Annotated in this window: 19 protein-coding genes; 11 read left to right on the top strand and 8 right to left on the bottom strand. The window is 57.5% G+C overall.

Translation table 11 applies throughout. The features are described 5' to 3' along the window. Positions 1-230 precede the first annotated feature (230 nt). The 3 genes from putP to HW450_RS12055 are packed head-to-tail and all read left to right on the top strand — an operon-like array spanning position 231 to position 2,969. A complete protein-coding gene (gene putP, locus HW450_RS12065; RefSeq protein ID WP_182385856.1) occupies positions 231-1,781 on the top strand; it encodes a sodium/proline symporter PutP in 1,551 nt (516 codons plus the stop codon). Positions 1,782-1,829: 48 nt separating this feature from the next. Further along, a complete protein-coding gene (locus tag HW450_RS12060) occupies positions 1,830-2,462 on the top strand; it encodes an HNH endonuclease family protein (protein WP_182385855.1) in 633 nt (210 codons plus the stop codon). Positions 2,463-2,501: 39 nt separating this feature from the next. After that, positions 2,502-2,969: a DUF2269 domain-containing protein gene (locus HW450_RS12055; RefSeq protein WP_182385854.1), complete on the top strand. Its 468-nt coding sequence runs from the start codon at positions 2,502-2,504 to the stop codon at positions 2,967-2,969. 54 nt (positions 2,970-3,023) lie between these two features. Here HW450_RS12055 and HW450_RS12050 read toward each other — a convergent pair whose 3' ends face one another. Both HW450_RS12050 and HW450_RS12045 read right to left on the bottom strand, forming a co-directional pair. After that, positions 3,024-5,012, bottom strand: coding sequence for a DEAD/DEAH box helicase (locus HW450_RS12050; RefSeq protein WP_182385853.1), 1,989 nt, complete (start codon positions 5,010-5,012; stop codon positions 3,024-3,026). A 263-nt stretch (positions 5,013-5,275) separates the two neighbouring features. Continuing rightward, positions 5,276-6,334, bottom strand: coding sequence for a DNA cytosine methyltransferase (locus HW450_RS12045; protein WP_182385852.1), 1,059 nt, complete (start codon positions 6,332-6,334; stop codon positions 5,276-5,278). 52 nt (positions 6,335-6,386) lie between these two features. Between HW450_RS12045 and HW450_RS12040 the strand changes: the two genes are divergently transcribed. Next, a complete protein-coding gene (locus HW450_RS12040; RefSeq protein ID WP_182385851.1) occupies positions 6,387-7,364 on the top strand; it encodes a NaeI family type II restriction endonuclease in 978 nt (325 codons plus the stop codon). 30 nt (positions 7,365-7,394) lie between these two features. Here HW450_RS12040 and HW450_RS12035 read toward each other — a convergent pair whose 3' ends face one another. Continuing rightward, positions 7,395-8,738: an MFS transporter gene (locus tag HW450_RS12035; protein WP_182385850.1), complete on the bottom strand. Its 1,344-nt coding sequence runs from the start codon at positions 8,736-8,738 to the stop codon at positions 7,395-7,397. An 861-nt stretch (positions 8,739-9,599) separates the two neighbouring features. On the opposite strand from HW450_RS12035, the gene HW450_RS12030 reads away from it, so the two are divergent. Further along, positions 9,600-10,442 (top strand): hypothetical protein, encoded by an 843-nt coding sequence (locus HW450_RS12030; RefSeq protein ID WP_182385849.1) that lies wholly within the window; start codon positions 9,600-9,602, stop codon positions 10,440-10,442. Between the two features lie 19 nt (positions 10,443-10,461). On the opposite strand, the gene HW450_RS12025 is transcribed toward HW450_RS12030, so the two are convergent. Next, a complete protein-coding gene (locus HW450_RS12025; protein WP_182385848.1) occupies positions 10,462-11,679 on the bottom strand; it encodes an MFS transporter in 1,218 nt (405 codons plus the stop codon). Between the two features lie 88 nt (positions 11,680-11,767). Between HW450_RS12025 and HW450_RS12020 the strand changes: the two genes are divergently transcribed. Next, a complete protein-coding gene (locus HW450_RS12020; protein ID WP_182385847.1) occupies positions 11,768-12,265 on the top strand; it encodes a hypothetical protein in 498 nt (165 codons plus the stop codon). Here HW450_RS12020 and HW450_RS12015 read toward each other — a convergent pair. The 3 genes from HW450_RS12015 to HW450_RS13170 form a co-directional block, all read right to left on the bottom strand. Continuing rightward, entirely contained in the window at positions 12,262-12,540 is a 279-nt protein-coding gene (locus tag HW450_RS12015; RefSeq protein ID WP_232843268.1) for a putative quinol monooxygenase, read from the bottom strand. The two genes, HW450_RS12020 and HW450_RS12015, sit on opposite strands and share 4 nt — an antisense overlap. Positions 12,541-12,576: 36 nt before the next feature. Further along, positions 12,577-13,362, bottom strand: a complete 786-nt coding sequence (locus HW450_RS12010) for a hypothetical protein (RefSeq protein WP_182385846.1) — start codon at positions 13,360-13,362, stop codon at positions 12,577-12,579. A gap of 86 nt (positions 13,363-13,448) precedes the next feature. Then, positions 13,449-14,171: a (2Fe-2S)-binding protein gene (locus tag HW450_RS13170; RefSeq protein ID WP_182385845.1), complete on the bottom strand. Its 723-nt coding sequence runs from the start codon at positions 14,169-14,171 to the stop codon at positions 13,449-13,451. 43 nt (positions 14,172-14,214) lie between these two features. Here HW450_RS13170 and HW450_RS12000 point away from each other — a divergent pair, with 43 nt between their 5' ends. The 5 genes from HW450_RS12000 to HW450_RS11980 all read left to right on the top strand — a co-directional run bounded on the left by HW450_RS12000 (position 14,215) and on the right by HW450_RS11980 (position 24,291). Further along, complete coding sequence (locus tag HW450_RS12000; protein ID WP_182385844.1) at positions 14,215-15,027, top strand: shikimate 5-dehydrogenase; 813 nt, start codon at positions 14,215-14,217, stop codon at positions 15,025-15,027. A 56-nt stretch (positions 15,028-15,083) separates the two neighbouring features. Further along, positions 15,084-15,866 carry a hypothetical protein gene (locus HW450_RS11995; RefSeq protein ID WP_182385843.1) on the top strand — a complete coding sequence of 261 codons (783 nt, stop codon included), beginning with the start codon at positions 15,084-15,086 and terminating at the stop codon, positions 15,864-15,866. A gap of 3 nt (positions 15,867-15,869) precedes the next feature. Further along, the gene (locus tag HW450_RS11990) at positions 15,870-19,616 is read left to right on the top strand and encodes an ABC transporter ATP-binding protein (RefSeq protein ID WP_232843267.1); all 3,747 of its coding nucleotides are present in this window, start codon (positions 15,870-15,872) and stop codon (positions 19,614-19,616) included. 197 nt (positions 19,617-19,813) lie between these two features. Further along, complete coding sequence (locus HW450_RS11985) at positions 19,814-23,539, top strand: multifunctional oxoglutarate decarboxylase/oxoglutarate dehydrogenase thiamine pyrophosphate-binding subunit/dihydrolipoyllysine-residue succinyltransferase subunit (RefSeq protein ID WP_182385842.1); 3,726 nt, start codon at positions 19,814-19,816, stop codon at positions 23,537-23,539. Positions 23,540-23,649: 110 nt separating this feature from the next. Then, positions 23,650-24,291 (top strand): hypothetical protein, encoded by a 642-nt coding sequence (locus HW450_RS11980; RefSeq protein WP_182385841.1) that lies wholly within the window; start codon positions 23,650-23,652, stop codon positions 24,289-24,291. On the opposite strand, the gene HW450_RS11975 is transcribed toward HW450_RS11980, so the two are convergent. Continuing rightward, entirely contained in the window at positions 24,194-25,045 is an 852-nt protein-coding gene (locus HW450_RS11975) for an EamA family transporter (RefSeq protein ID WP_182385840.1), read from the bottom strand. The two genes, HW450_RS11980 and HW450_RS11975, sit on opposite strands and share 98 nt — an antisense overlap. Positions 25,046-25,076 lie beyond the last annotated feature (31 nt).

The raw sequence follows: 25,076 nt of genomic DNA, 5'->3' as shown, positions 1-25,076 counted from the left end.
AGTCCGTTAGGTGGTTCCACTCATCGGAGTTCATCTAGCGGACAATCAGTGACCTCGGACACAAAAAAGCTGCGCAAAACCGAGTCAGTCACAGCTCTATCACGTTAAGATAACTAAACAGCTCACTTGGAGTGAGAAAATCGTCACATTATGGCTAGGTTTCTTACCATGGAGCGTTAGGGCTTATCGGTCCCCACATTCCCTATTGACCATTGGAGGCAAGAACACACGTGAGTGAACAGACCTGGTTCATCATTGCGATCGTGATCTACATGGCGCTGATGCTCGGCATTGGCTATTGGAGTTACACGCAGACGAAGAAGTATGACGAGTACATGCTGGGTGGTCGTGGGCTTGGCCCCGCCGTCGCAGCACTTTCTGCGGGTGCTTCCGATATGTCAGGCTGGCTGCTGATGGGTCTGCCGGGTGCACTGTTCGTCTCTGGTTTCTCTGAATTGTGGATCGCCATTGGCCTGCTGATCGGCTGCTGGGCTAACTGGAAGTGGATCGCTCCCCGTTTGCGTTCGTACACAGAGGTGGCCAAGAATTCGATTACCGTTCCGAGCTTCGTGGAAAACCGGCTGAATGATAAATCCCGCATTCTGCGCGTGGTCTCTGCAGTCGTCATTCTGGTGTTCTTCACCTTCTACGTGTCCTCCGGAATGGTGTCGGGCGGCAAGTACTTTGAGTCCACGTTCGGTGGCGACTACCTCACCGGCATGCTGATAGTCGCGGTCATTACGGTGGCGTACACCTTTATCGGCGGCTTCCTGGCGGTGTCCTACACCGACGCCGTGCAGGGCCTGATCATGTTCGCGTCGCTCATCATTGTCCCAATCATGGCGCTTTTCGCCCTGCAGAATCCGATGGATATCTTCGGGTGGCAGACCATGAATGACTACGGCCCCTACACCTCCGGCGAGGGTAACCCGACCTACTTCAGTATGATCACCGGTGTGTCTCTCGCTGCCATCATCGGCAATCTGGCTTGGGGGTTGGGCTACTTCGGGCAGCCACACATCATCGTGCGCTTCATGGCGATGCGTAAGCCTTCCGACGCCACCAGCGGCCGCCGGATCGGCGTGTTCTGGATGCTGCTCTGCGTAGTGGGCGCGGTCTTTACCGCTATGATCGGCACAGTCTTTTTCGCACAGAACCCTCACATCGCCGTCACGGACCGCGATGCCTTCGAAACCGTCTTCCTGGACATGGGCCGGATCCTGTTCCACCCACTGATCGCAGGCCTGGTACTCACCGCTGTCCTAGCAGCGATCATGTCGACTATTGCCTCTCAGCTGCTGGTGACGTCCTCTGCCCTGATCGAGGATTTGTACATGATCGTGGTGAAGCGCCAGCCAACGCAGAAGAACCTGATTTGGATGTCGCGTATCGCCGTTCTCTCCGTTTCCGTGATCGCGGGTGTGCTGGCAGCCAATCCATCTGACTCGATCCTCGGTTTGGTGGCGTTCGCGTGGGCCGGGTTCGGTTCCGCGTTCGGTCCGATCATCATTGCGTCGCTGTACTGGAAGCGCCTGAATGCTCCTGGTGCTATCGCGGGTATGATTGCCGGTGCTGTGGTGTCGTTTGCGTGGGGCCAGAGCGCCCTGTCGGATCTGATGTATGAGATCGTCCCTGGTTTCATCGCCAACATCGTTTTGATGGTCGTGGTGACGCTGCTGACTAAAGCTCCTTCCGAGGAGATCAACCGCGAGTTCGATAAGTCAGTGAAGCTGTCGAAGGTCAAGGGTGTGCTCACCTCTGAGATGGTGCGCGAGGCCTAAAAAAAATTCGCTGCAACCTTTTGGGGTGGCTGAGCAGTCTAATTAAGTATGACGCCTAGCCGCCTTTTTCTTTTCGTCCTTGTCTTTTTCACCATTGTCACCGCCCTGATCTATCGGCCTGTCTACCCCACCGACACCCCTTCGTTGAACAGTTCTTTAGCTCGGGTAGGTAGCGTGCCACAGCGCCAGTCCGTGCTGGGCTACGACCGGGCAGCCTTCGGAGATTGGGCACCCATGCTTATCGACGGCCAGTCCTGCACCACCCGGCACCTCATCCTGTCCCAAACATTTCAATCCGCTGTAGCTGCGGGCTGCGAGATCACCCCGACCTCAGTCACAGACCCCTACACAGGCTCCAGCCTCCCGGAGGACATCCAGATCGACCACATTTTTCCCCTTCGCGCTGCCTGGGATTTGGGAGCGCACTCGTGGCCGGCGGAGAAACGAAAACGCTTCGCCAACGATCCATCGAACCTGGTTGCGGTATCGGCGCAGGCGAACCAAGAGAAGTCTGACCTGCTTCCCAGCCAGTGGATGCCGGAGGTGCGGCGGGGTTGTTGGTATGCGCGTCGGTTAGCCGCGGTGGCGGCTGCCTATGAGTTACCTCTCCCCCGTTCAGACCGGCGGGTGATGCAGCGAGCCTGCTCGGTTAGCGAATTCCCGGCGGGCTGGCTAGGGTGAGACGTTGACAAAACCCCTAACTGGAAAGGCTCAACCCCTGTGGATACCATCATGACCGCACTGCACATCCTGTCCGCGGTGCTGTTCCTCGGCCCGGTCACCGTGGCTACCTCTACCTTCCATGCGAAGGCTCTGGCTGCGCACTCCGGCGATGACACCGCTCGTGGCGCTGCGAAACTGCTCCACAACATCTCCAGCACCTACGGCATGCTGTCCCTGCTGGTCCCGCTGCTGGGTGTTGGCGTGTTCATGACCGATTCTGCGTACCTGAAGCAAGGCCAGTACCACGCCGCAGTGGGCCTGTCTGTGGTCGCGTGGGCGGTGCTGTTCTTCCTGATCCTGCCACGCCAGAAGAAGATGCTGGGTGCACTCGGGCTGCTCGATGCTGACGAGGTGCCAGCTGACACCGAGATCGCCGATTGGAACAAGGCCAAGGGCCAGCTGTCCATGTTCGGTGGCATCTTCGCGCTGCTGTGGTTCGTCACCGCGATCTTGATGTTTATCTAGTCACAACAAAAGCGCCTCCCGGTTGGATCTGGGAGGCGCTTTTCTTATGCGCTGCTAGCGATCGTAGCGGCCGCCACGGCGATCATCACGATCCCGGTAGCCGCCACGTCCACCACGACGATCATCACGGTCATAGCCGCCTCGGCCGCCACGGCGATCATCCCGATCAAAGCGGCCCCGGCCGCCACGGCGATCATCACGATCCCGGTAGCCGCCACGTCCACCACCATAGCCACCAGGACGCTGGTTCATGTCAGCGCCAGGAGCAGCCTCGATGTGGATGAGCTGGCCGGAAATGCGGGTGTCCGCGAGGCGTTCCAGCACAGAAGCCGGCATGTTCTTCGGCAGTTCTACCAGGGTGTGGTCCACGGCGATGATGATGCGACCGAAGTCCTTGGAGGACAGGCCACCCTCGTTCGCCAGGGCGCCAACGATAGCGCCAGGGCGTACGTGCTGCCGCTTACCCACGGCAAGGCGGTACACGTCCATGTCTTGGCTGCGCTCGAAGCGGGAACCGCGGTCACGACGCTCAAATCGACCACCCCGGTCACGGTCACGGCGGTCGTCGCGATCGAAACGGTCGCGTCGATCCCGGCGCTCAGGTGGCAGTTCCTTCATCAGGAACTCGTCGCCAGCCTGCGCCTGGGTGGCCAGCGCGGCAGCGATGTCCTCCAGAGGAACGTCGTGTTCCTCGGAGTAGGCCTTGACCAGGGAACGGAACAGCGCCAACTGGGAGTCTTCTAGAGAGTTGGTGATGGAGTCGGCGAACTTAGCCTTGCGGGACTCGTTAACCTCATCCACGGTCGGCAGTTCCATCTCTTCCAGCGTCGCATTAGTCGCGCGCTCAATGGAACGCAGCATTCGACGCTCGCGTGGCGTGACGAAGAGGATCGCTTCGCCGGAACGGCCAGCACGGCCGGTGCGGCCAATGCGGTGGACGTAGGACTCGGTGTCGTGCGGAATGTCGTAGTTGAACACGTGGGTGATGCGTTCCACGTCCAAACCACGGGCTGCCACGTCGGTGGCCACCAGGATGTCCAAGCGACCGTCCTTGAGCTGGTCCACGGTACGTTCGCGCTGTGCCTGCGCAATGTCACCATTGATGGCCGCTGCGGAGAAGCCACGGGCGCGGAGCTTCTCGGCCAGTTCCTCGGTTTCGTGCTTGGTGCGCACGAACATGATCATCGCTTCGAACTCGGTGACTTCCAGAATGCGGGTCAGTGCGTCGAGCTTGTTGCGGTGTGAAACATTAAGAAAGCGCTGAGTGATGTTGGTGTTCGTCCGGGTTTCGGACTTCACCGTCACTTCTGCTGGGTCAACCAGGTATTGCTTGGAGATGCGACGGATACCGTTCGGCATCGTCGCGGAAAACAGTGCCACCTGCTTCTCAGCTGGGGTGTCTTCCAGAATGCGTTCGACGTCTTCCTGGAAGCCCATGTTGAGCATCTCGTCGGCTTCGTCCAAAACCAGGAAACGCAGGCCGGAAATGTCCAGCGTGCCCTTCTTCAAGTGGTCAATGACGCGACCTGGCGTACCGACGACGATCTGCGCGCCACGGCGCAAACCGGACAGCTGAATACCATAAGCCTGACCACCGTAAATCGGCAGCACGTTGATTCCACCGAGGTGGTCAGCAAACTCCTGGAAAGAGTCAGCTACCTGCAGTGCAAGCTCACGGGTAGGGGCCAGCACGAGCGCCTGCGGGGCACGAACAGACTTATCGATGCGCGACAGCACCGGGAGGGCAAACGCTGCAGTTTTACCAGTACCGGTCTGCGCGAGGCCGACAACATCGCGGCCCTCCATCAACAATGGAATAGTTTCGGACTGAATTGGGGATGGGGTTTCGTAACCAACCTTGGCAATAGCCTTTAGTACTTCTGCAGGAAGCCCTAGTTTATCGAAACCTTGCGTGGAGTCGTCCTCAGAAGTGTTCGCATCCCTGACGTCCTGTTCGACGTCCAGCGAATTGTCCTGAGTTTCCGACGTTGTGACATTTTCCAGCTCTTCGACGCCGCTGGCAACGTTCTCGGTGTTACTCATCGTCCACCCAGGCTACGCTAATTTGCTACGAAATGCGAAGTCAGTGTGCCGGGCCACAGTATTTTGAAGTTTGTTCCAGGACCTAAGAGTTCTGCCAGCAGCAAATGTTTTCACTTACACCCAATCTAGCCATGACTACTAGTTATGAATGGAAAAGCTTAAGTTCCTTGACTATTCAACCTAGTAAGGCTTCTTAAAGGAGATCTAAAAGCATCGCAGTTCACAACGCTGCGGATAGAATCTGCTTTTCACCCCCAGCGAAATCACAGAATATTCCGTATAACTCCCGTTCCAGGCCCACTCAAGGAGATAGACCCGTCAGCTTCCGAACTCGCAATCGCTTGAGATAGTAACTCATCATCCTTTAAGAGCGCGGCACGAATTGACTCTCCCAACGCTTTGGCAACAGGCGGAGGAAAGGCGTTTCCCACCTGACGATATGCAGCTGTTTTACGGCCATAGAACTCCCAACTATCTGGAAACCCTTGGATACGCGCTGCCATCCTGACAGTCAAGCGTGGCATCTCATCAACCGGAGTGGCTTCTCCCGGAGCTTCCTCCGCAATACTGGATCCCTTCACACCCAGCTTTGCCCAGCCTTCCCGAGCACGAGTTGGCCCGAGATCCGGACCTCCATGCTTCTTCGAACCACCAACCAAAGTAGGACCAATACTGTCAGCTCTTGCCGCCCAAGCCGATGCACCGGGCCATCCGTTTGCTGCCATCAACTCATATAGAGTCTCACCAACAGTTGGCGGAGTTCCTTTCGGACGCGGCCACCAGAAATACGGCGCATACTCGCGCTGTAATGCGACCAGAACGAAGCGAGGTCGAAGCTGTGGAACTCCATGTTCAGATGCCAATATCACCTGCCAGATGACTTCATATCCCAGGTGATTGAGTCGACGAACAATCTGCGCTCGATAGTTGGCAAACTTCGGACCCGCAAGCCCGCGCACGTTTTCTAGCAGCACCGCCTTGGGGTGACTACTTTCCACCAACTCAAGAGCCTTCGGGAAAAGGTCACGCTCATCGTCTTGCCCCAACTGCTTTCCTGCGATTGAAAACGGCGGGCAGGGAACACCACCGGCGAATAGGTCAATCCCGTCATAGGCTGAACCATCAAGTTCATGAACATCTTTATGCAAGACATTCCATCTCTGTTCAGGGGGGAGTGAATCGTTATCTCTATTAAGCTTAAGAGTCTCGATGGCATCTGCATCGATTTCTACGGCAGCGACATGAGAAAAGCCAGCTTGCTCAAGCCCCAGTGCTTGGCCACCGGCCCCGGCGCAAATTTCCAACGACGTTAGCTTCTCCATAGTTAGATAGCATGCCATATCCATCAGACACCTAACGAAAGGGGTAGAACAGTTGTTCGATTCACCAACGGATCAAAGTGCGGAAAGTCAGCTTGTCTCACTGTTTCGCTCCGCAGACCCTCACGGAGAGTTGCTGTCACGCGTTTTTCGGGAAACCTTCGACCAAATCTACGATGGCGTTCACACCGGCCGCTATCACTGGAATCAATTAACTAAAACTGAGAAAACCCATTTTGGAACCCTTATTGAAATCAACATCCGGCGAGCCTTCCACCATCTGATTCAAGATGGCGACGTACTGGACTACAAAATTGCTGGAATTGAGGTTGACTGCAAATTTTCCCAAAAAATGGGTTCCTGGATGATCCCAAATGAAGCTGTGGGACATGTTGCAATGGTATGCCACGCGAACGACACCACTTCTACTTGGAGTCTTGGATTCATTCGTATCACAGAAGAGATCCTAAGCAAGGGTTCTAATCGAGATCAGAAACGAACAATCACAGCCGTCAATCGCTCCAAGATACAGTGGGCCTGGCTAGATCATCCGATGCCAAAGAATATCCTTCTACATGCCCCAAACGAAATTAGAGAGAAGATTCTCGGGGCGCCATCAGGCCAGCAAAAGATCAACAAGTTGTTTGAATTAATCCAGGGAATTTTAATCCCTCGCGGAACCGTTGCCACAGTCGCTCAGCAAAAGGACTATATGAAACGTCTACGCGGGAACGGCGGGGCACGCAGCCACCTCCGAAAGCATGGAATTGTTATTCTCGGCGAATATCAATTTCATCAAATGCTCGCACAGATCCTTAAGATTCCAGTTCCCCACAACGGCGACTCCATCTCAGTGCGCCTGTACCCTACCGATCACTTAAATGACAGTGACGGAGAAGTCTTCCTTGAAGACTCCTGGTGGCGTATCGCCGCCCCTGAAGATCCCGAGGTGATTGCTCCGAGTTTCAGTCACACGCCCTCAATTGTAGAAAGAAAAATGATGGAGACATTAAAGCAAATCCGTCCGCTCTAACATCTCCACCAGATTCTCCGGAGGACTCGGCTACCGGCGCTTGAGCGGAATAAGGATGGTACAGATGGCGCCGATCACGGTGGCCACCGCGAAGATCATGAAGGCATCGGATGCTCCGAACCCCGAGGTGATCAGGACACCTCCGAGAGTTGGCCCCACAACTCCACCGAGGCGACCAAACCCGGAAGACCAGGACATTCCAGCCTGACGAGCCTGGGTTGGGTAGTAGTTTGAGGTCATACCGTAAATCAAAATCTGAGTGCCAGTAACTCCCATGCCAGTGATGGCGATGGCCGGGTACATTAGTAATGGGGAGACAAGGTATGGCATAACGAACATGCATAGGGCTGCAGCACTGAAGGTAAAGACGATAACTGGTTTCGGGCCGATCATGTCCGCCACCTTGGAGGCTCCCAACGCTCCGGCTGCGGCACCGAAATTAAGGGCAACAAGGGTGTAGAGGCCGCTGGTTGCGGAAATGCCAGCTTCCTTCATGATCTGTGGTAGCCACGTGTTGAGTCCGTAGACTGCCATAATGGCCATGAAACTCATGATGCCGATAAGCACGGTAGCCACAATGTACGTGCGGGAAAAGATTGCCCCGAAGCCGATCTTTTCTTTCTTTTCTCCGGAGGCTGCGACGATGGTTTGTTCCGCAGTGAATTGTTCTGCTGGGAAGTCGTATTTGTCACAGATAGCACGGGCACGGTCATGGCGCCCCATGGCGGTGAGCCAGCGTGGGGATTCCGGGAGCATGATCAGCGCCATCGGAAGGAGGAAGAGAATTGGGGTAGCTCCGATAAGGAAGAGTCCACGCCAACCAATGGCATCCTCGAACCAGATCGCGAACAGCGCTGCGAGCACACCACCAGCAGGGATGCCGGCGTAGCCAATGGCATTGAACATGTTCTTTCGGTGAGCTGGGGCAAACTCAGCGATCACAGCTCCGCCCCCGGCTGTGATAACACCAAGGGCGAGTCCGGTGAAGAATCGAGTCGCACCGAAAAATGCGACCGATGTAGCCAGCGCACCGGCTGCCATGCCGACAGAGAACCAGGCGAAAGCTATCAGCATCATTAGGCGTCGGCCAATGCGGTCACCGATAGCGCCGGCCCCAAGTGCGCCGACCATAATTCCGAGCATGGTGTAAGAGCCGAGGGTACCGGCTACAGCGGGGCTGATGTGTCCGAGGTGGTGATCTTCTGCAAGCAGGGTTGGCAGGATGGCACCGTAGACGGTGATGTCGTAGCCGTCAAAAATCATTGCGGTGAACATGATGGCAACGACGCCATACACAGAAAGCCTGTGCTTCGGCGAGCGCCACTTTTCAGGGGCGGTTGCGGCGCGGGAAGGCGCCGTGGCAGTTACGGTCATAGTGTTCTCCTTCTCCAAACGATTCACAATGCAACTCGGCAGTAATCCGAATCACATGCCATGTTTCTAGCAAGAGATTGCCACAATGACCAGGCCAGTTTTACAAACGGTTAACCATCGTTAATTGAACTAAACACACCCCTACCTGGGGTAATACGCTTGCAATAACACACATTTTTAACCTCAGTAAAGTTTGCTAAGGGGGTCTTTGTAGCTACCCCCTTATTGCTATCCCCTGCAAGAACCGGCCCGGTCGGGTAATTTACTGGAAACAACACTTACTATCGGGGGAGCCAATGAACCGCAGGTACGTGGTAGTAGCTATCTCAAAATTCAGCACCATAGCCAGCGCTATTGTGATGTTCTTCGCTCGCACCCAAATCCTCAAGTTAAGAGCCTTCACTCCTTCTGCAGCTTATTTCAGCCTGGAGCTCCCGGAACCCAAGTTAACGTTTCAGAAGTCTCGGTTTTCGCGGGAGCACATGATTCGGAGTCACGTGGACCAAGGCATTTCGCCTCAACAGCTACTGGACAATTCACACGGCACATCGATCACAGTTGGATTGGAGCAAATCGGCGCACTCAATGCTCCAGAAACGTCGCATCACTATGTGCAACGGTTCTTCACCAGCATCACTGGCGCGTCCCGTGATGAGTATGTGGGCACGCTTCGCCACCATCACGTTTCCTGGCGAAGCTGCCCAGAGATGATTTCTGCGAGGTCACTTTCCAAACGATCGAGAGCTACTCAACCGAGAGGCCGTCAGCGTCGAGAAGCGCACCAGACTAGCTTGTTACCCGTTTGAACCGTTTCATCACAGACCTAGAACAACGATCATTCAACTCCACGACTGGATAACCATGACCAAGAAAAACGTTTTGCTCTTTACTGCTATCGCGATGGTTGCACTGGCAATTGGCGCTATTCTTTCTCCCCAGAGTTTTAATTTCATCCGCTACCCGTTGGCTCAGATGAAGTATGGAATCAAGGAAACAGACGAGACTAAAGCCCTAAGCAAGGCCATCCGCAAAGTCTCCCCCAAGGGCACAAAGATTCATGTCTCTGATTCAAGATTCGGGAAAATCGCTACGGTCAACATTCCCGATGGTTTACCCAAAGAACAGCGCGGTGAGTTTATGAAAGAGTTCGCACTTCTGGCGGAACAACATCTGACAGGCAACGACGAGACCTTTATATCCTTCCCGCTTGGGACCACGGCAATTCATGTTACCTCTGAACCCAGCCAAATCGTGACCAAATACAAACATACGGAGGAGTTATTTGCCGAGTTCGGAGACTCGTTTTCCACGTACGCCTATTACGATAAAACACCGTCCCTCACCCGGGAGCTCAGCGCTAAAACCGCCGAAGAATGCGCCTCACAAATCAAAGAGGTCACCCCCATCGTTTCCTCGTCACCTTCCACCAAGGACGGCTACTTCGTTACTTTCCAAGGGTGCGCCGATTCGAAAGCAAGCTACAGCTCTCCCGCTGAAGCACCCAACCCGACCCTCGACGAGTTTGCAGACTTCATCGCACGAGTGGGCGCCCTCCCTAAAGATTCTTCAATTTCGGTGGACCGTACTAGAGCCTTGGTTGTTCATTATTCCGAACAGCTTCCACCCGAACAGCAGCAAATCATTGAGTCGTGGCCATATGGCAGGGGGAGCATTTATCCCAAACGTGAACTCGGAGTGATCTAGATCCAACTCACCGCCGTCATTAAGCCTGCTTTTGTGTGGTCGTTATCTTTTGCGGTTTGCGCTGAACCAGGGTTTCTTTGCCGTGGAACATCCACATGAGCGCAGCAACCATCGCGACTGCGGAGCAAGAAAGGAACGCGGTGTTGTAGCCGTAGGCGTCGGCGAGGGCACCGACCAGGATGGGACCCATGATGGCGCCAAGGTCTTGTGCCATTTGGAAGTTGGCGAGAACTTTGCCACCAGAACGGTCATTGCCGATGAGATCTGCGAGCGTAGCTTGCTGCGCCGGGTTAAGCAGACCGCCACCGATGCCAGCGAGAAGACTGAACGCGATGACCGCTAACGGGGTCGAGGCGAAGCCTAGGATGCCTGTGAAGAGCAGGTTGAGCAACAGCCCGGTGACGATCATGGGTTTGCGGCCACGGGCGTCGGCAAGCCTGCCAGAAAACTGGATGGCGATAGCGCTGCCCAGAGCAAAAGCTGCCATGGCGAGGCCCGCAATGGCACCACCTTTATGAAACACCGATGCTGCGAAGAGTGGCAAAATGGCGACACGGACGCCGAAGTTCACCCAGCCGTTCACAAAGCCGGACAGCAATGCAGATTGATAAGAGGGATGGTGAATGACCTCGCTGACCAGCACCGCGGGCAACGCCACCTTGACCTGCTCTTGCTCCGGTTTCGGGCGCAGCAGGAAGCCAACCAACACTGTCACCAGCAACAACGCCCCGCCATAAATCAGGAATGGCACCCGCATACCGAGGGGCTCCACCAGCGCGCCCAACACCGGGCCGAGCACATTGCCGATCAGGAAGGCGCTCGCATAGGCCGACGATGCCCTACCCCGAATCTGCGGCGGAGAATGCTGCACAATGAAGCCCATTGCTGAGACCGTAAACATCGTCGACCCCACGCCCCCGATTAGCCGCAGCGCCAAAATATGCCAAAATTCCTGCGCGAAAGCGATGCTTCCAGTGGTCGCCGCGACGATCACCAGTCCGAGCATGTACACCCGACGCGAGCCAAGCTTATCGACGGCCATTCCCGAAAAAGGCGCGAAGAGCAACCGTGACAGGGCAAACACGGAAATCACCGCACTAGCTGCAGCAACGCTCACATCGAAGCTGCGCGCAAACTGCGGCAGAATCGGCGCGATAATGCCAAATCCAAGGGCAATGATGAACGCGCCGGCAACGAGAACCCAGATTTCGTAGGGAATTTTGGTTTTTGTTGGCATGGCACTTAACAGGCTACCACCGTTTCACATTCGAACATGTGTGCTAGTTTTTAATAATCGTGTCCGGATTTAGATTTATTGTGAGGCCATGATCAAAGCACAGCACACAACCAGTACGTTTCCCTTGTCCACTCCAGACGCAGTTGCCCACATCCGACAGCACAGTCAGCGTGCTCTCGACACGGTAGCCATGACCATGTCTCACCCCCGCTCGCTCGCACGTGAAACCCCTACCTGGCGTCCCCCGACCATCCGGATGAGTCCGGAATTCGGATTGTCTTCAATCAATTTCACCATTTCACGGCGCCGCGTCGGACAACTCGCCCGCGCCAGAATCCGCGGCTACGGCGAGACCCGCACCGCGGCCTACCTGATGACGGTTCGACTCACCGCCTCCGACGGGCGCCAACTGTGCCACACCGAAGCGGAAAGTTGGATCCGCGCACTCCTACCCGACGCTGGTCAATACACCGTTCACCGCATGGCTGGCGCAGGCGCTCCCACCTACTGCTGGGTAGTCGACCAACACTTCCAGCCCATTGAATCCCCCGCGTCACTGTTCAAGCCCGCAACATCGGCTGCCTAGGGAAGGTCTGTCACGTGGTAGTCACGCGCAATGTGGCTGGTTGCCTTCCCCCAGGCGCTAGCCTGAACACGTCTCTGATGCAGCTCGAATGCGTCCCTGTCTGTGAATTCTTCCCGAACCTGCCACACCAGCGGATCTTCGGTGGGAGTCACCTCAAACATCAGGCACCCCGGCTCGGCACGGGTCAAGGCCACATGCGCGGGCAGATAGTTACTCACCAGCTGCGCATCCTCCTTCGTTGCGCATCGCAGCATACCGGTGAGTCGAATCGTCACGATCGCTTCCTCCAGAACGGGATAGGGTTCCAGGAGCTAGTCCTCGTAGTCTTCCAGGTCGTCGTCCAATTCCTCATCAAGCTCTTCGGCGAAGATGTCATAGACTTCCGGCCCATCAAATTCGTCGTCGTCAAACGGTGTGAGCTGGGATTCCCAATCTTCTGCTTGGTCTGCGGCAAGCGAGAGGACATCGAAAAGCCGATCAAAGTCCGTGAAGCTGCCCAGATCAAGAATTTCGCTCACTTGGCTCGCCACATCCTCTTGGATGCTGTCGAACAGGCGCGCACGATCTTCATCGCTCAGCTCTTCGGTATCCTCCGCGTCCCAGACCTCCGCGATTGCTTCATCGACAAGATCCTCGTAGCTGGCATCTACGGAGACGAAGGCGACAAAGGCTGTGGGAACATCTTCGTGGACGTCAACGAGCACGCGGAGTTCAGAGGATTCCGCAACATCTGCAATGACCAAGTTAGGATCGTCGGCGGACTGATAAAACTCCAGGTCAGCGATGCGTTCATCAGTTCCGAGCAACAAGTCAGACAGCAAGGTCACAACCTGGTCGGTGGCCACGTGGCGTCCAACCGTAGTCAGCGCATCCTCCACAGAGAACACCACCGACACCAGGACCGCCTCGAAATCCTCGTCATCCTCCGTGACGTCAGCTGCCGCAACATAGACATTGGCAGCGGGCAGGATCGGGTCGATCTCGACGAACTGGATTTCCAGTTCCGACGTGATCGGTACGAACATGGTGTCGTCGTTAACCCTAGATTCGATACCTTCCGCATCAAGTGCGGCGGCGATGTCTTCGAAAAAGCTCATAACGTGACACGTTCCTTCCGGAAAACTACAGGAGAGACTCCGACTCGTCTCAGCCTAGTCGGAACTTCCCCACCGCGCCGTGAAAATCACCACGCAAACGAATCAGCCAGCGCAATCATATCCTGCACCCGCTTCTCAGCAGGGCGTTTCGGACACGACGTGCACAGTCCCGACCCCGGTGAACGGTACACCATGCAGCACGACTGGCGGGGCGCGAAAACAAACATATCATCTGTTGCTTCCGCATCTGCGAGGGACACCACCTCACCATCCAGCACACCGAAATACGATCCCGCAGGCCCAGCGAACCCCGCCACCAAGTCCCGAGCGACCGACACCCCCAATGCCGGAGAGAAATGCTCGTTCCCCGCCTCCAACGCGGACTGCCGCAATGCATCCACCATCAAAGACACTAACGGCGCCGGCCGCAATGAGAACTCACTGCACAAGAGGTCGATAAGCGGTGCAGTCGACTCAGCAAGGCAGGCCCCGGCCTCCGCCACAGACGGCGCAGACACAGACGTGGAAAAGCCCGTCCAAAACCCAGAACAACGCAGTTCCCCCGCATCGAATGACAGCGAAGGAACCGCATCGAACCCCACCATCAGATGCACCGACGGTGCAACCACACCACCGCCGAAGCTGTACCACCACAACTGCGCCAACTGCTTAGGAGGCAACTGGAACTGCTCCGCGCCCGCAGCAACAGAGTCCGCGATCCAGTCGGTACCGGAAACCACCGCCCCGCCAGACACAAACTGCTCAAACCGGGGACTTTCAGCCACCAAGGACCCCCAAGGCAATGACACGATGTTTCTCCTCAGCATCGAAAAACGCATTACCCTTGTCATTATGGTTAATTTCGTCGACCGAGACACCACTTTGTGCATTTCTTTAGCTGCGCGCCCCTCCAATCACGGGGTACGGTTCCACAATTGGCTCTACGCCGAATTAGGGCTGAACTACCTGTATAAAGCAGTGGCCCCCACTGACATCGTGGCAGCTGTTGCAGGAATACGTGGCCTGGCTATCCGTGGTGCGGGCGTATCCATGCCCTACAAGGCGGACGTGATCCCACTGATCGACGAGCTCGACCCCAGCGCCGCACGCATCCAATCCGTCAACACTATCGTCAACACCGATGGCCACCTCAAGGGCTACAACACCGACTACATCGCGGTAGCGCACCTGCTCCAATCTCACCAAGTGCCACGAGAACTCCACGTCGCGGTGCGCGGATCAGGTGGCATGGCCAACGCGGTAGTCGCAGCACTGGCCGACTACGGCATGACCGGCACTGTCGTTGCCCGCAATCAGGTCACCGGCAACGCCCTTGCAGCGCGCTACGGGTGGGAGTTTTCCACTTTTGTCCCAGAAGATGCCGAATTGTTAGTTAACGTCACCCCACTGGGAATGTACGGGGATGCCGAAGGCGAACAAGCCTTCACCGACGAGCAGATCTCTCGGGCCACCATCGTCTTCGATGTCGTGGCATATCCAGTGGAAACACCACTCATCAAGGCCGCTACTCGGCTAGGCAAACCAACTATCAATGGCGGCGAAGTGGTGGCTCTCCAAGCCGCCGAACAATTCATTCTTTACACCGGTATCCGCCCCACCGATGAACAAATCATGGCCGCTGAGGAATATTCGCAGCAGAATTGATGTTGGACTGATCCTGGCCACCAGCCAGGAATTCCGCAACGAAAGGCAGAAAACCAATGACCAACCCAGTGATCACCGACGCCCTGAGCTCCGACGCAGCCACCCTCAAGGAAAACGCCGGTATCAGCGGGCGCATGCTTATCGACGGCCTCGATCACGCAGTCCGCATCCAGACCAGCGCCGTGGAAGGCTATGTCCGCTGGGTCCGTGGCAACAATCCTGACGCCACCCCGGCGCAGATCCAGCTGGAACTAGACAAGCACTTTAAGCGTCTCGCCACCGGCTCTGGCGGTGCCGCGGGACTTGCTTCCGCGCTACCAGGTGTCGGCTTCGTCACCGGTGCAGCAGCTGTCGGCGCTGAATCCCTCGTTTTCCTCGACGCAGCAGCCCTGTACACCGCGGCCTCCGCCCACCTGCGCGGTGTAGACATCCGCGATCCAGAACGCCGCCGCGCGCTCATCCTGGTGGTGATACTGGGCGCTCCTGGTACCGCGCTGGTTGATACGCTGCTCGGCGACATCGGCACAGGAAAAGACGCCAACGTAGCTGCCCGAATCAACCGGGCCACCATCCCAGGACTCAGCACTATCAATGCCCAATTGATGAAAATGGCCCGTGCCCGGCTCACCAAGCGTATCCGGAACATGTGGATCGGTAAGCTGCTACCACTGGGAGTCGGGCTGGTTGTCGGTACCGTGGCGAACCGCAAGCTCGCGGACCAGGTCATTAAAAATACTCGCGAATCCATGGGCCCTATCCCAGGGGATTTCCTCCAGCCCCTGCCACAGAAGGAGCCGAAGAAGCAGCGCGGCCTTTGGAAGCTGACTAAGAAGAAATAACCGTTGAATAACACCAAGAAACTGTGGGGCGTCGTCGTCTCATCCCCGTTGGCCACGCTGCTCGCCATGCTGGCCACCGTCGGTGTCGTCTCCTTCGAGCTCACCATCCCGCTACTCACCAAAGATGCGGTCGATGTCGCTCTCGGCGAGGCAACCGGAGCCTGGGCCACTCGGCTGGTCCCCCAGTTCTCTCCGCTGCTCACCATCATCATCGTGCTCGTCGCCGTTGCGCTCGGGAGATTCATCTCCCAGTTCGGCCGTCGCTACACCGCTGGCCTGCTTTCCATCAACGTGCAACACCGCCTGCGTATCGCTATCCTCGACGCGCTGCAAAAACTCGATGGCCCCGGCCAAGACCGCATCCGCGTCGGACAAGTAGTGAGCAGATCCATTTCGGACATCACCATGATCCAAGGCCTCGTGGCGATGTTCCCCCTCGGCGTCGGCCATGTGTTGAAACTGATATTCACGGTGGTCGTGATGTTAGTGCTGTCCCCCTTGCTTGCACTCGTTGCGATAGCCTCACTGCCGCTGATCTTCTTCGGCGCCCTTGCTTCCCGAAAACCCATGTTCGCGGCCACCTGGGCAGCGCAACAATCCGCAGCAGACCTCGCCACTCACGTGGAGGAAACTGTTACCGGTATTCGCGTTGTCAAGGCGTTTGCGCAGGAGCAACGTGAAATCGACGCCATCGAAAAAGCTGGCCGGAAAGTGTATGCGGACCGGATGCGTAGCGCTCGCCTCACCGCACGCTTCCAACCAATGGTGGACCAACTCCCCCAGCTCGCATTAGTGGCAAATATTGCGCTTGGCGGTTGGCTTGCGCTCTCTGGGGCCATTACCATCGGTACGTTTGTTGCCTTCGCTGCCTATCTCTCCTCCCTCACCGCCGTGTCCCGCATGCTCTCCGGGCTCGCGCTTCGGATCAATATGTCCCGTTCGTCCGTGTCGCGTATCTTCGACGTCCTCGAGCTCAAGCCAGAACACCAAGACCCAACTACGCCCACTCCCATTCCTGACGGTCCACTCGGGCTAGCGCTAAACGATGTCATCTTCCGTGACGGTGACCGCCGTATCCTAGATAAGCTGAGTTTCACCGTCAGCCCCGGGGAAACTCTCACTCTCGTCGGGCCTCCCGGCGCGGGAAAAACCATGGCGGTGCAGCTCATGGGCGCGTTTTACCAGCCCGATAGCGGTTCGTTGTCCCTGCTGAGCAGCAATAGCGCAATTGATTTCGCTAAACTGCACCGCGCGGAGCTGCGTCGCAGCATCTGCGTGGTTTTTGATGAGCCATTTCTCTACAGCGACACCGTTCGCATGAACCTCACCATGGGAGGGGCCTATACGCAAGAGGAGATCGAGCACGCGGCCCGCGCCGCCCAGGCACATGAGTTCATCACTGAATTAGCAGATGGCTACGACCAGGTCGTCGGCGAGCGGGGGCTCACTTTGTCGGGTGGTCAGCGCCAGCGGATCGCCCTCGCCCGCGCGCTACTGGCCCGCCCGAGGATCCTCATCCTCGACGATGCCACCTCAGCCATCGACGCCACCACCGAGGCCCGCATTTATGCGGCGCTCCGACGCGACTTCCACGACGTCACCATCATTGCCGTCGCCCACCGCCAATCCACACTTGACTTAGCAGACCGAATCGCACTCATCGAGCGGGGCCAGGTCACTGCGATAGGCCCGCTGTCGACGATGCGTGGCAACGCGCGCTTCGCCCGCCTGATGGACCTGAACTTCCGGGAGGACACCGGCGAACACTTGCCCTTTGATGAGCAAGGATGCGCCGAACCCGAGTGGGACAAGCTCTGGCCCTGCCAAGAACCGAACCCACAAGGAATCACCGCTGTCACTACACAAGAAGCCGCCGGGATGGTCGCCGGCCCTATGGGTCGGGGCGGTGGCCGTGGAGGCATGGGAATGGCTGCGGCGATCCCAGCTACCCCGGAGCTGTTAGAGCAGGTGGCAAAACTGCCACCGGCGTCGGAAAGCCCGCGACTAGATACCCGGCAGGCCCGCACTACCCAGGAGCCCTTCCGGCTGATGCCCTTGTTCCGGCAGGTGCGGTGGCTGATCGTGGCGGTGATCGTCTGCCTGCTCATCGGAGTCGCCGCCGACCTTGCGTTCCCGACTCTCGTCCGCTTCGCCATCGACCGTGGAGTCTTAGCGCAGGATGCCTCTGCTCTGTGGCTCATCGCCGGAGTTGGTGCCGTCATTGTGCTCATCAGCTGGATCACCGCCATGGTTCAAACGGTGCTCACAGCCCGCACCGGCGAACGGCTTCTGTTCGGCCTGCGACTCCGCACCTACGCACACCTGATGCGGCTCAGCCTCGACTATTTCGAACGCACCATGTCCGGTCGCATCATGACGCGCATGACTACTGACATCGACGCGCTCTCCTCGTTCCTGCAAACCGGGGTGGCACAAGCAATTGTGTCGCTCGCTACCCTGCTGGGAATTTCCGGAATGCTACTGGCCACCGACACCCGCCTCGCGCTCGTCGCGCTCGCGTCGCTACCTATCCTGATCGTGGCCACCCACTTCTTCCGTAGAATCTCCGCACGCCTCTACGCCCAAGCCCGCGAGGAAATCAGCACGGTCAACGCCATGTTCCACGAAAACATCTCCGGGCTACGGATTTCCCAAATGCATGGCATGGAAGCACACTCGCTCCGCGAGTTCGAGGATGCGGCCGACACGTACCGTCGTACCCGAATCGCTTCGCAAACCGCGGTCGCCCTCTACTTCCCCGGCATCGGCGCCCTCAACGAACTCGCGGCCGCCGCTGTCCTCGGTTTCGGAGCCCACCACGTCCTCCAGGGCGACATTTCCGCCGGCGTGCTCGTTGCATTCGTGATGTACATGGGTCTCCTTTTTGGGCCCGTCCAACAGCTTTCGCAGCTTTTCGACGGCTACCAGCAGGCAGCCGTGGGGCTAACCCGAATCTCGGAACTGCTCGCCACCGCGCCGACTGTCGCCGATAACGGAACCGCGCCCGGCGCCGACACCGCCGCCCGAGGCACGCTGGCCATGGCCGATGTTTCCTTTGGATACGGTCCCGATCTTCCTGTGGTTACCGAACACTTGTCCCTCAGCATCGAACCGGGCTCCACGGTGGCTCTCGTGGGCGCAACCGGCTCCGGGAAGTCCACCTTGGTCAAACTGCTCGCCCGCTTCTACGACCCGGTCGCTGGAACAGTAACTGCGTCCGGCACAGATATCCAGCACTTCCCACTGCATGATTGGCGTCGTACCATCGGGCTCGTCCCCCAGGAGTCGCATCTGTTCAGTGGCACCGTAGCCGACAACATCGCCTACGGGCGTCCCACGGCGAACGAAGCAGAGATCACCGCTGCCGCGCGACGCGTCGGCGCACTCACCGCGATCGCAGCAATTCCCGGTGGTTTCAACCATCCCGTCGGCGAACGAGGTCGGGGACTGTCCTCCGGGCAACGTCAATTGATCGCCCTAGCGCGGGCAGAAATGTGCCAACCAGCGATCATGCTGCTCGACGAAGCCACCGCAACCCTCGACCCCGCAACCGAAGCCACGATCCTCAACGCTTCAGACCGCGTCACCTCAACCCGAACATCAATAATTGTGGCGCATAGGCTCGCCACCGCCGCCCGAGCAGATCGCATCCTCGTCGTATCCGCCGGTCAAGTAACCGAAGATGGCACCCATGACGAGCTACTCGCTACCAAAGGCGCGTATGCCACGATGTGGCACGCGCAGCCCTAACCAGCGAGTGGGGAACGGGCCGTCGATAAGCGTGCCCCTTCCCCCTAAAAACACCCCAATAGGGGTAGAGTTCTGTTACTAGATAAAACCCCGCTTAACTGCGTGACTTTATGGGCTAAAACACGTTAGCCTGTAGTGAACTACTACAGTTGAATCTGACGTAATCTTTTACAACGGAAATGAGGCGAGACCCTGCCGTGAGCAGCGCTAGTAACTTCGGCCAGAACCAGTGGCTAGTTGACGACATGTTCCAGCAATACCAAAAGGATCCGCAATCGGTAGATCCTGAGTGGCGCGAACTTTTTGAGAAGCAAGGCGCCCCCGCTACCCCCGAAAAACCAGCACAGGCATCGAAGCCAACCCCGGAGACCGCATCGGCCCCAGCTGCACCACAGCCAGCTGCCTCGAAGCCAGCCGCTGCGACGAAGAAGCCAACCAGCTCCGGCCCCGCATCCAACTCGTCTGCGGCTGCACTGCGCAAGGCCGAAGAGGCGAAGAAGGCAAAGTCCCCAATGGGGCGCGCTGGCGAACTTCCTGCCGCTGAAAAGGCTCCGCTGAAGGGTATTTACAAGGCAATTGCAAAGAACATGGATATTTCGTTGGAGATTCCAACCGCAACATCCGTGCGCGATATGCCTGCCCGCCTCATGTTTGAAAATCGCGCGATGGTCAATGACCACCTGAAGCGTACTAAGGGTGGCAAGATCTCCTTCACCCACATCATCGGCTACGCCCTGGTGAAGGCCATCATGGCTCACCCAGACATGAACAACTCGTATGATGTCGTCGACGGCAAGCCAACCCTCATCCGCAATGAGCATATTAACCTTGGCCTCGCTATCGACCTTCCACAAAAGGATGGCTCCCGCGCCCTCGTGGTAGCAGCTATCAAGGAATGTGAAAAGATGAGCTTTTCCGAGTTCATCGACGCTTACGAGGACATCGTCAAGCGTGGTCGCGAGAACAAGCTGACCATGGATGATTACCAGGGCATCACGGTGTCCCTGACCAACCCAGGTGGCATCGGTACCCGCCACTCTGTGCCACGTTTGACCAAGGGCCAGGGCCTCATCGTGGGCGTCGGCTCCATGGATTACCCAGCCGAGTTCCAGGGCGCTTCTGAGGATCGTCTGGCTGAGCTGGGCGTCGGCAAGCTGGTGACCATCACCTCCACCTACGACCACCGCGTCATTCAGGGCGCGGAGTCCGGCGAGTTCCTGCGTACCATGTCGCAGCTGCTTATCGACGACGTGTTTTGGGATCACGTGTTCGACACGATGCATGTCCCATACACCCCAATCCGTTGGGCCCAGGACGTGCCAAACACGGGTGTGGACAAGAACACCCGCGTGATGCAGCTCATCGAGGCGTACCGCTCTCGTGCACACCTGATCGCAGACACCAACCCACTGCAGTACAAGCAGGAGGGCATGCCGGTTCCGGACCTGCGGGATCTGGATATCGCTTCGCATGGTCTGACCCTGTGGGATTTGGACCGCACGTTCCATGTCGGTGGCTTCGCCGGCCGTGAGACCATGACGCTGCGTGAAGTCCTGAAGACGCTGCGCGCCGCCTACACCTTGAAGGTTGGTTCCGAGTACACCCACATCTTCGACCGCGACGAGCGCACCTGGCTGCAGGACCGCCTCGAGGCTGGTATGCCAAAGCCAACCCGCGCGGAGCAGAAGTACATCCTGCAGAAGCTCAACGCTGCAGAGGCATTTGAGAACTTCCTGCAGACCAAGTTCGTCGGCCAGAAGCGCTTCTCCTTGGAAGGCGCAGAGTCTCTCATCCCGCTGATGGATGCTGCCATTGACACCGCTGCTGGCCAGGGCCTGGACGAGGTCGTCATCGGTATGCCACACCGCGGCCGCCTGAATGTGCTCGCCAACATTGTGGGCAAGCCTTTCGGCCAGATTTTCAACGAGTTCGAGGGCAATATGTCCATCGACACCGCTGGTGCTTCCGGTGACGTGAAGTACCACCTGGGTGCTGAGGGCAAGCACATCCAGATGTTCGGCGATGGCGAAATCAAGGTCACCCTGACTGCGAACCCATCTCACCTGGAAGCTGTCAACCCAGTGATGGAAGGTATCGCACGTGCGAAGCAGGACATCCTGGACAAGGGCCCAGACGGCTACACTGTTGTCCCAATTCTGCTGCACGGCGACGCTGCTTTCGCTGGCCTGGGCATCGTCCCAGAGACCATCAACCTGTCCCAGCTGCGTGGCTACAACGTCGGTGGCACCATCCACATTGTGGTGAACAACCAGATTGGCTTCACCACTACCCCTGATTCCGGCCGTTCTAGCCACTACGCCACTGACTACGCCAAGGCTTTCGGTTGCCCTGTGTTCCACGTCAACGGCGATGACCCAGAGGCTGTTGTCTGGGTGGGCCAGCTGGCCACCGAGTACCGTCGTCGCTTTGGTAAGGACGTCTTCATCGACCTCATCTGCTACCGCCGTCGTGGCCACAATGAGGCCGATGACCCATCGATGACCCAGCCAAAGATGTACGACGTCATCGACGATAAGCCAGGCGTGCGCGCACAGTACGCAGACAACCTCCTGGGCCGCGGTGATCTCTCCGACGCCGAGGCGGAGGCAGTTGCTCGTGACTTCCACGACCAGATGGAATCCGTCTTCAACGAAGTGAAGTCTGCCGAGAAGGATCCGCTGCGCCAGCAAGAGGGCATCACCGGTTCCCAGAAACTGCCTCACGGCCTGGAGACCGCTATCACCGAAGCTGACCTGGCTGAAATCGGTGGCGCATGGCACAACATCCCCGAAGGTTTTAAGGCCCACACGCGTGTCGCTCCGATCGCGGAGAAGCGTGCCAAGGCTGCCGTCGAGGGTGGCATCGACTGGGGTTGGGCTGAGCTCATCGCTTTCTCCTCTCTCGCTAACGCCGGTAAGGTTGTTCGCCTCGCGGGTGAGGATGTCCGTCGTGGTACCTTCACCCAGCGTCACGCGGTGATGATCGATCCAGAGACCGCTGCTGAGTACAACCCAGTTCACGAGCTGGCCCAGGCCAAGGGCAACGGCGGTAAGTTCATGATCTACAACTCGGCACTGACGGAGTACGCAGCCATGGGCTTCGAGTACGGCTACTCTGTGGGTAACCCGGACGCTGTTGTCGCCTGGGAAGCACAGTTCGGTGACTTCGCTAACGGCGCCCAGACCATCATCGACGAGTACATCTCTTCCGGTGAGGCTAAGTGGGGCCAGGAGTCTGGTGTGATCCTGCTGCTGCCACACGGCTACGAGGGCCAGGGCCCAGACCACTCCTCCGCTCGCATCGAGCGTTACCTGCAGCTGTGTGCTGAGGGTTCCATGACGGTGGCTCAGCCTACCTCCCCAGCGAACTACTTCCACCTGCTGCGTCGTCACGCCCTCGGCGAGCTGAAGCGCCCACTGGTCGTGTTCACCCCGAAGTCGATGCTGCGTATGAAGGCTGCAACCTCCTCAATTGAGGAGTTCACCAAGGTGAAGAAGTTCCGCTCCGTCATCAACGACCCACGCATCCAGGACGCTTTCGGCAATGTCGTCGGCGATCCGTCCAAGATCAAGACGGTGCTGTTGGTGTCCGGCAAGCTGTACTACGACTTGGAGAAGCGTCGCAAGAAGGACGGCCGCGAGGATGTCGCGATTGTTCGCCTTGAGCAGCTGCACCCAATCCCCCACAACCGTCTCCGTGAAATCTTCGAGATGTTCACCAACCTGGAAGAGGTTCGCTTCTGCCAGGACGAGCCAGCCAACCAAGGCCCATGGCCGTTCTACGCACTGAACCTGCCAGAGGTGCTGCCTGAGCTACCGAAGATGAAGCGCGTATCTCGCCGTGCACAGTCCTCCACCTCGACGGGCATCAACAAGGTGCACCAGCTCGAGCAGGCTGCGCTTATCGACGAAGCATTTGCCTAATGCCTTAGTGGCACGAGCGTGAAACCGGTTATCCCAACTCACGGGATAGCCGGTTTTTCTGTTATACTTATCCGCATCTCAGATTATTCCTATATAGCAGAATTGGTAAGATGATCAATACGCTCGGCACACCTCACGAGGTTCAAGATCAGGGCTATGCCATGCAGTTAGCGGCACTTGGATGGCTCAGCTTTATGCCCTTAGTGTGGCTTGCGGACTTCACGCCAATAGACTCAGTGTTCTCAGGAATCGGGCGTTTTGGTGCGTTTTTCATGATTCTAATGGCTGTAATTGCCTTGAATTTCGCGCTTCCGAAGTCACTGAATTTGCCAAAGAACCTGAGCATCGTCATCGCTCTCTTAGCTTTGGCGCTGCAGTTCCTCTGCGCACGGGAGCAACTGGCAGTGTTCCCGCAGATAGATCAGGTACTGACCGCTTTAGTCATATCACACGCCCTCATGATCGCCGCGGCGGTACCGTTGGCGTACTGTTTTTACCGACATCCGCTGTTCCCAAACTGGATTGCTGTCGGAATTGTGCTGGACTGCATTTTCTGGACAGGCTATTACTGGATTGCCACCGAGGGGCTTCTCATCGGTTCCCCCACTGAGTATGCGGTGATCCCGTTCATTCTTTTTGAAGTTTCCCTGGGAATCATCGGCTTTCGCGCTGGGGCACAGATGCAGAGCTACGCGTTCGAACAAACACTGCAACGACGATCATCACAATCCCTATCATCTCCACTGCGCTGAGCTGCTGGCGTAGTACCACGAAGCCAACTACGGTAGCCACAAGCGGAAGCAGCGCTGTGAGTAATGCAAAATAGCTCGATCCGGCGAGAGCAAGAGATCTCATATCTAGGGTGTATGGAATGAGCGCAGACAAAATCCCCAGAACGAAGGCAAGTCCTATGAACTGGGGCCAGCCAGCTGCCACCTGATGCGGCGCCATCATCAGCGCCACGGGCAGGGTCAGCAGTGAACCATAGACGAAGCCCACAGTGAGGCCCTGCACCGGTTTATCCAGGGACACTCGATGTCCCAGCACTATGTATAGCGCCCACAGCAGCGCCGAGAGCAAAGCGAACGCTACCCCGCGCGCACTGCCCGACCATTGCACGCCCGACAGCAGGATCACGCCACTTCCCGCGAGAAGCAAAGCGCCCCAGTCTCTCCAACCACGCGTTCCAAGTGCGGCCACAACCACAGGTCCAAAGAATTCAATCGCCACCGCTGTGCCCAGTGGCAACTCAGCAATGGCCCCGTAAAACGACATGTTCATCCCGATCGTAGCCAGGCCATAAAGGGCCGCAGCTCCGCCAGCTGCACCGCTAAACGACGCCCACGATGGCCGAACCGCAATGAGCAACAGCACAGCGGCCGTCGTTACGCGCAGCCATGCCACGAACAGCGGGTTAGCTTGCGCAAACAGACTGACTGCCACCGCGGCGCCACAGTAAAGCGAGACCCCGGAGACGAGCGTCAGGATGATTGGAACAGTTCTCACCTAGCTAACAATAGCGGTGTGTGATGATAGA

It is taken from the genome of Corynebacterium hindlerae, from assembly GCF_014117265.1.
Lineage (GTDB): Bacteria > Actinomycetota > Actinomycetes > Mycobacteriales > Mycobacteriaceae > Corynebacterium > Corynebacterium hindlerae.
This window is presented reverse-complemented; position numbering and strand designations above follow the sequence as displayed.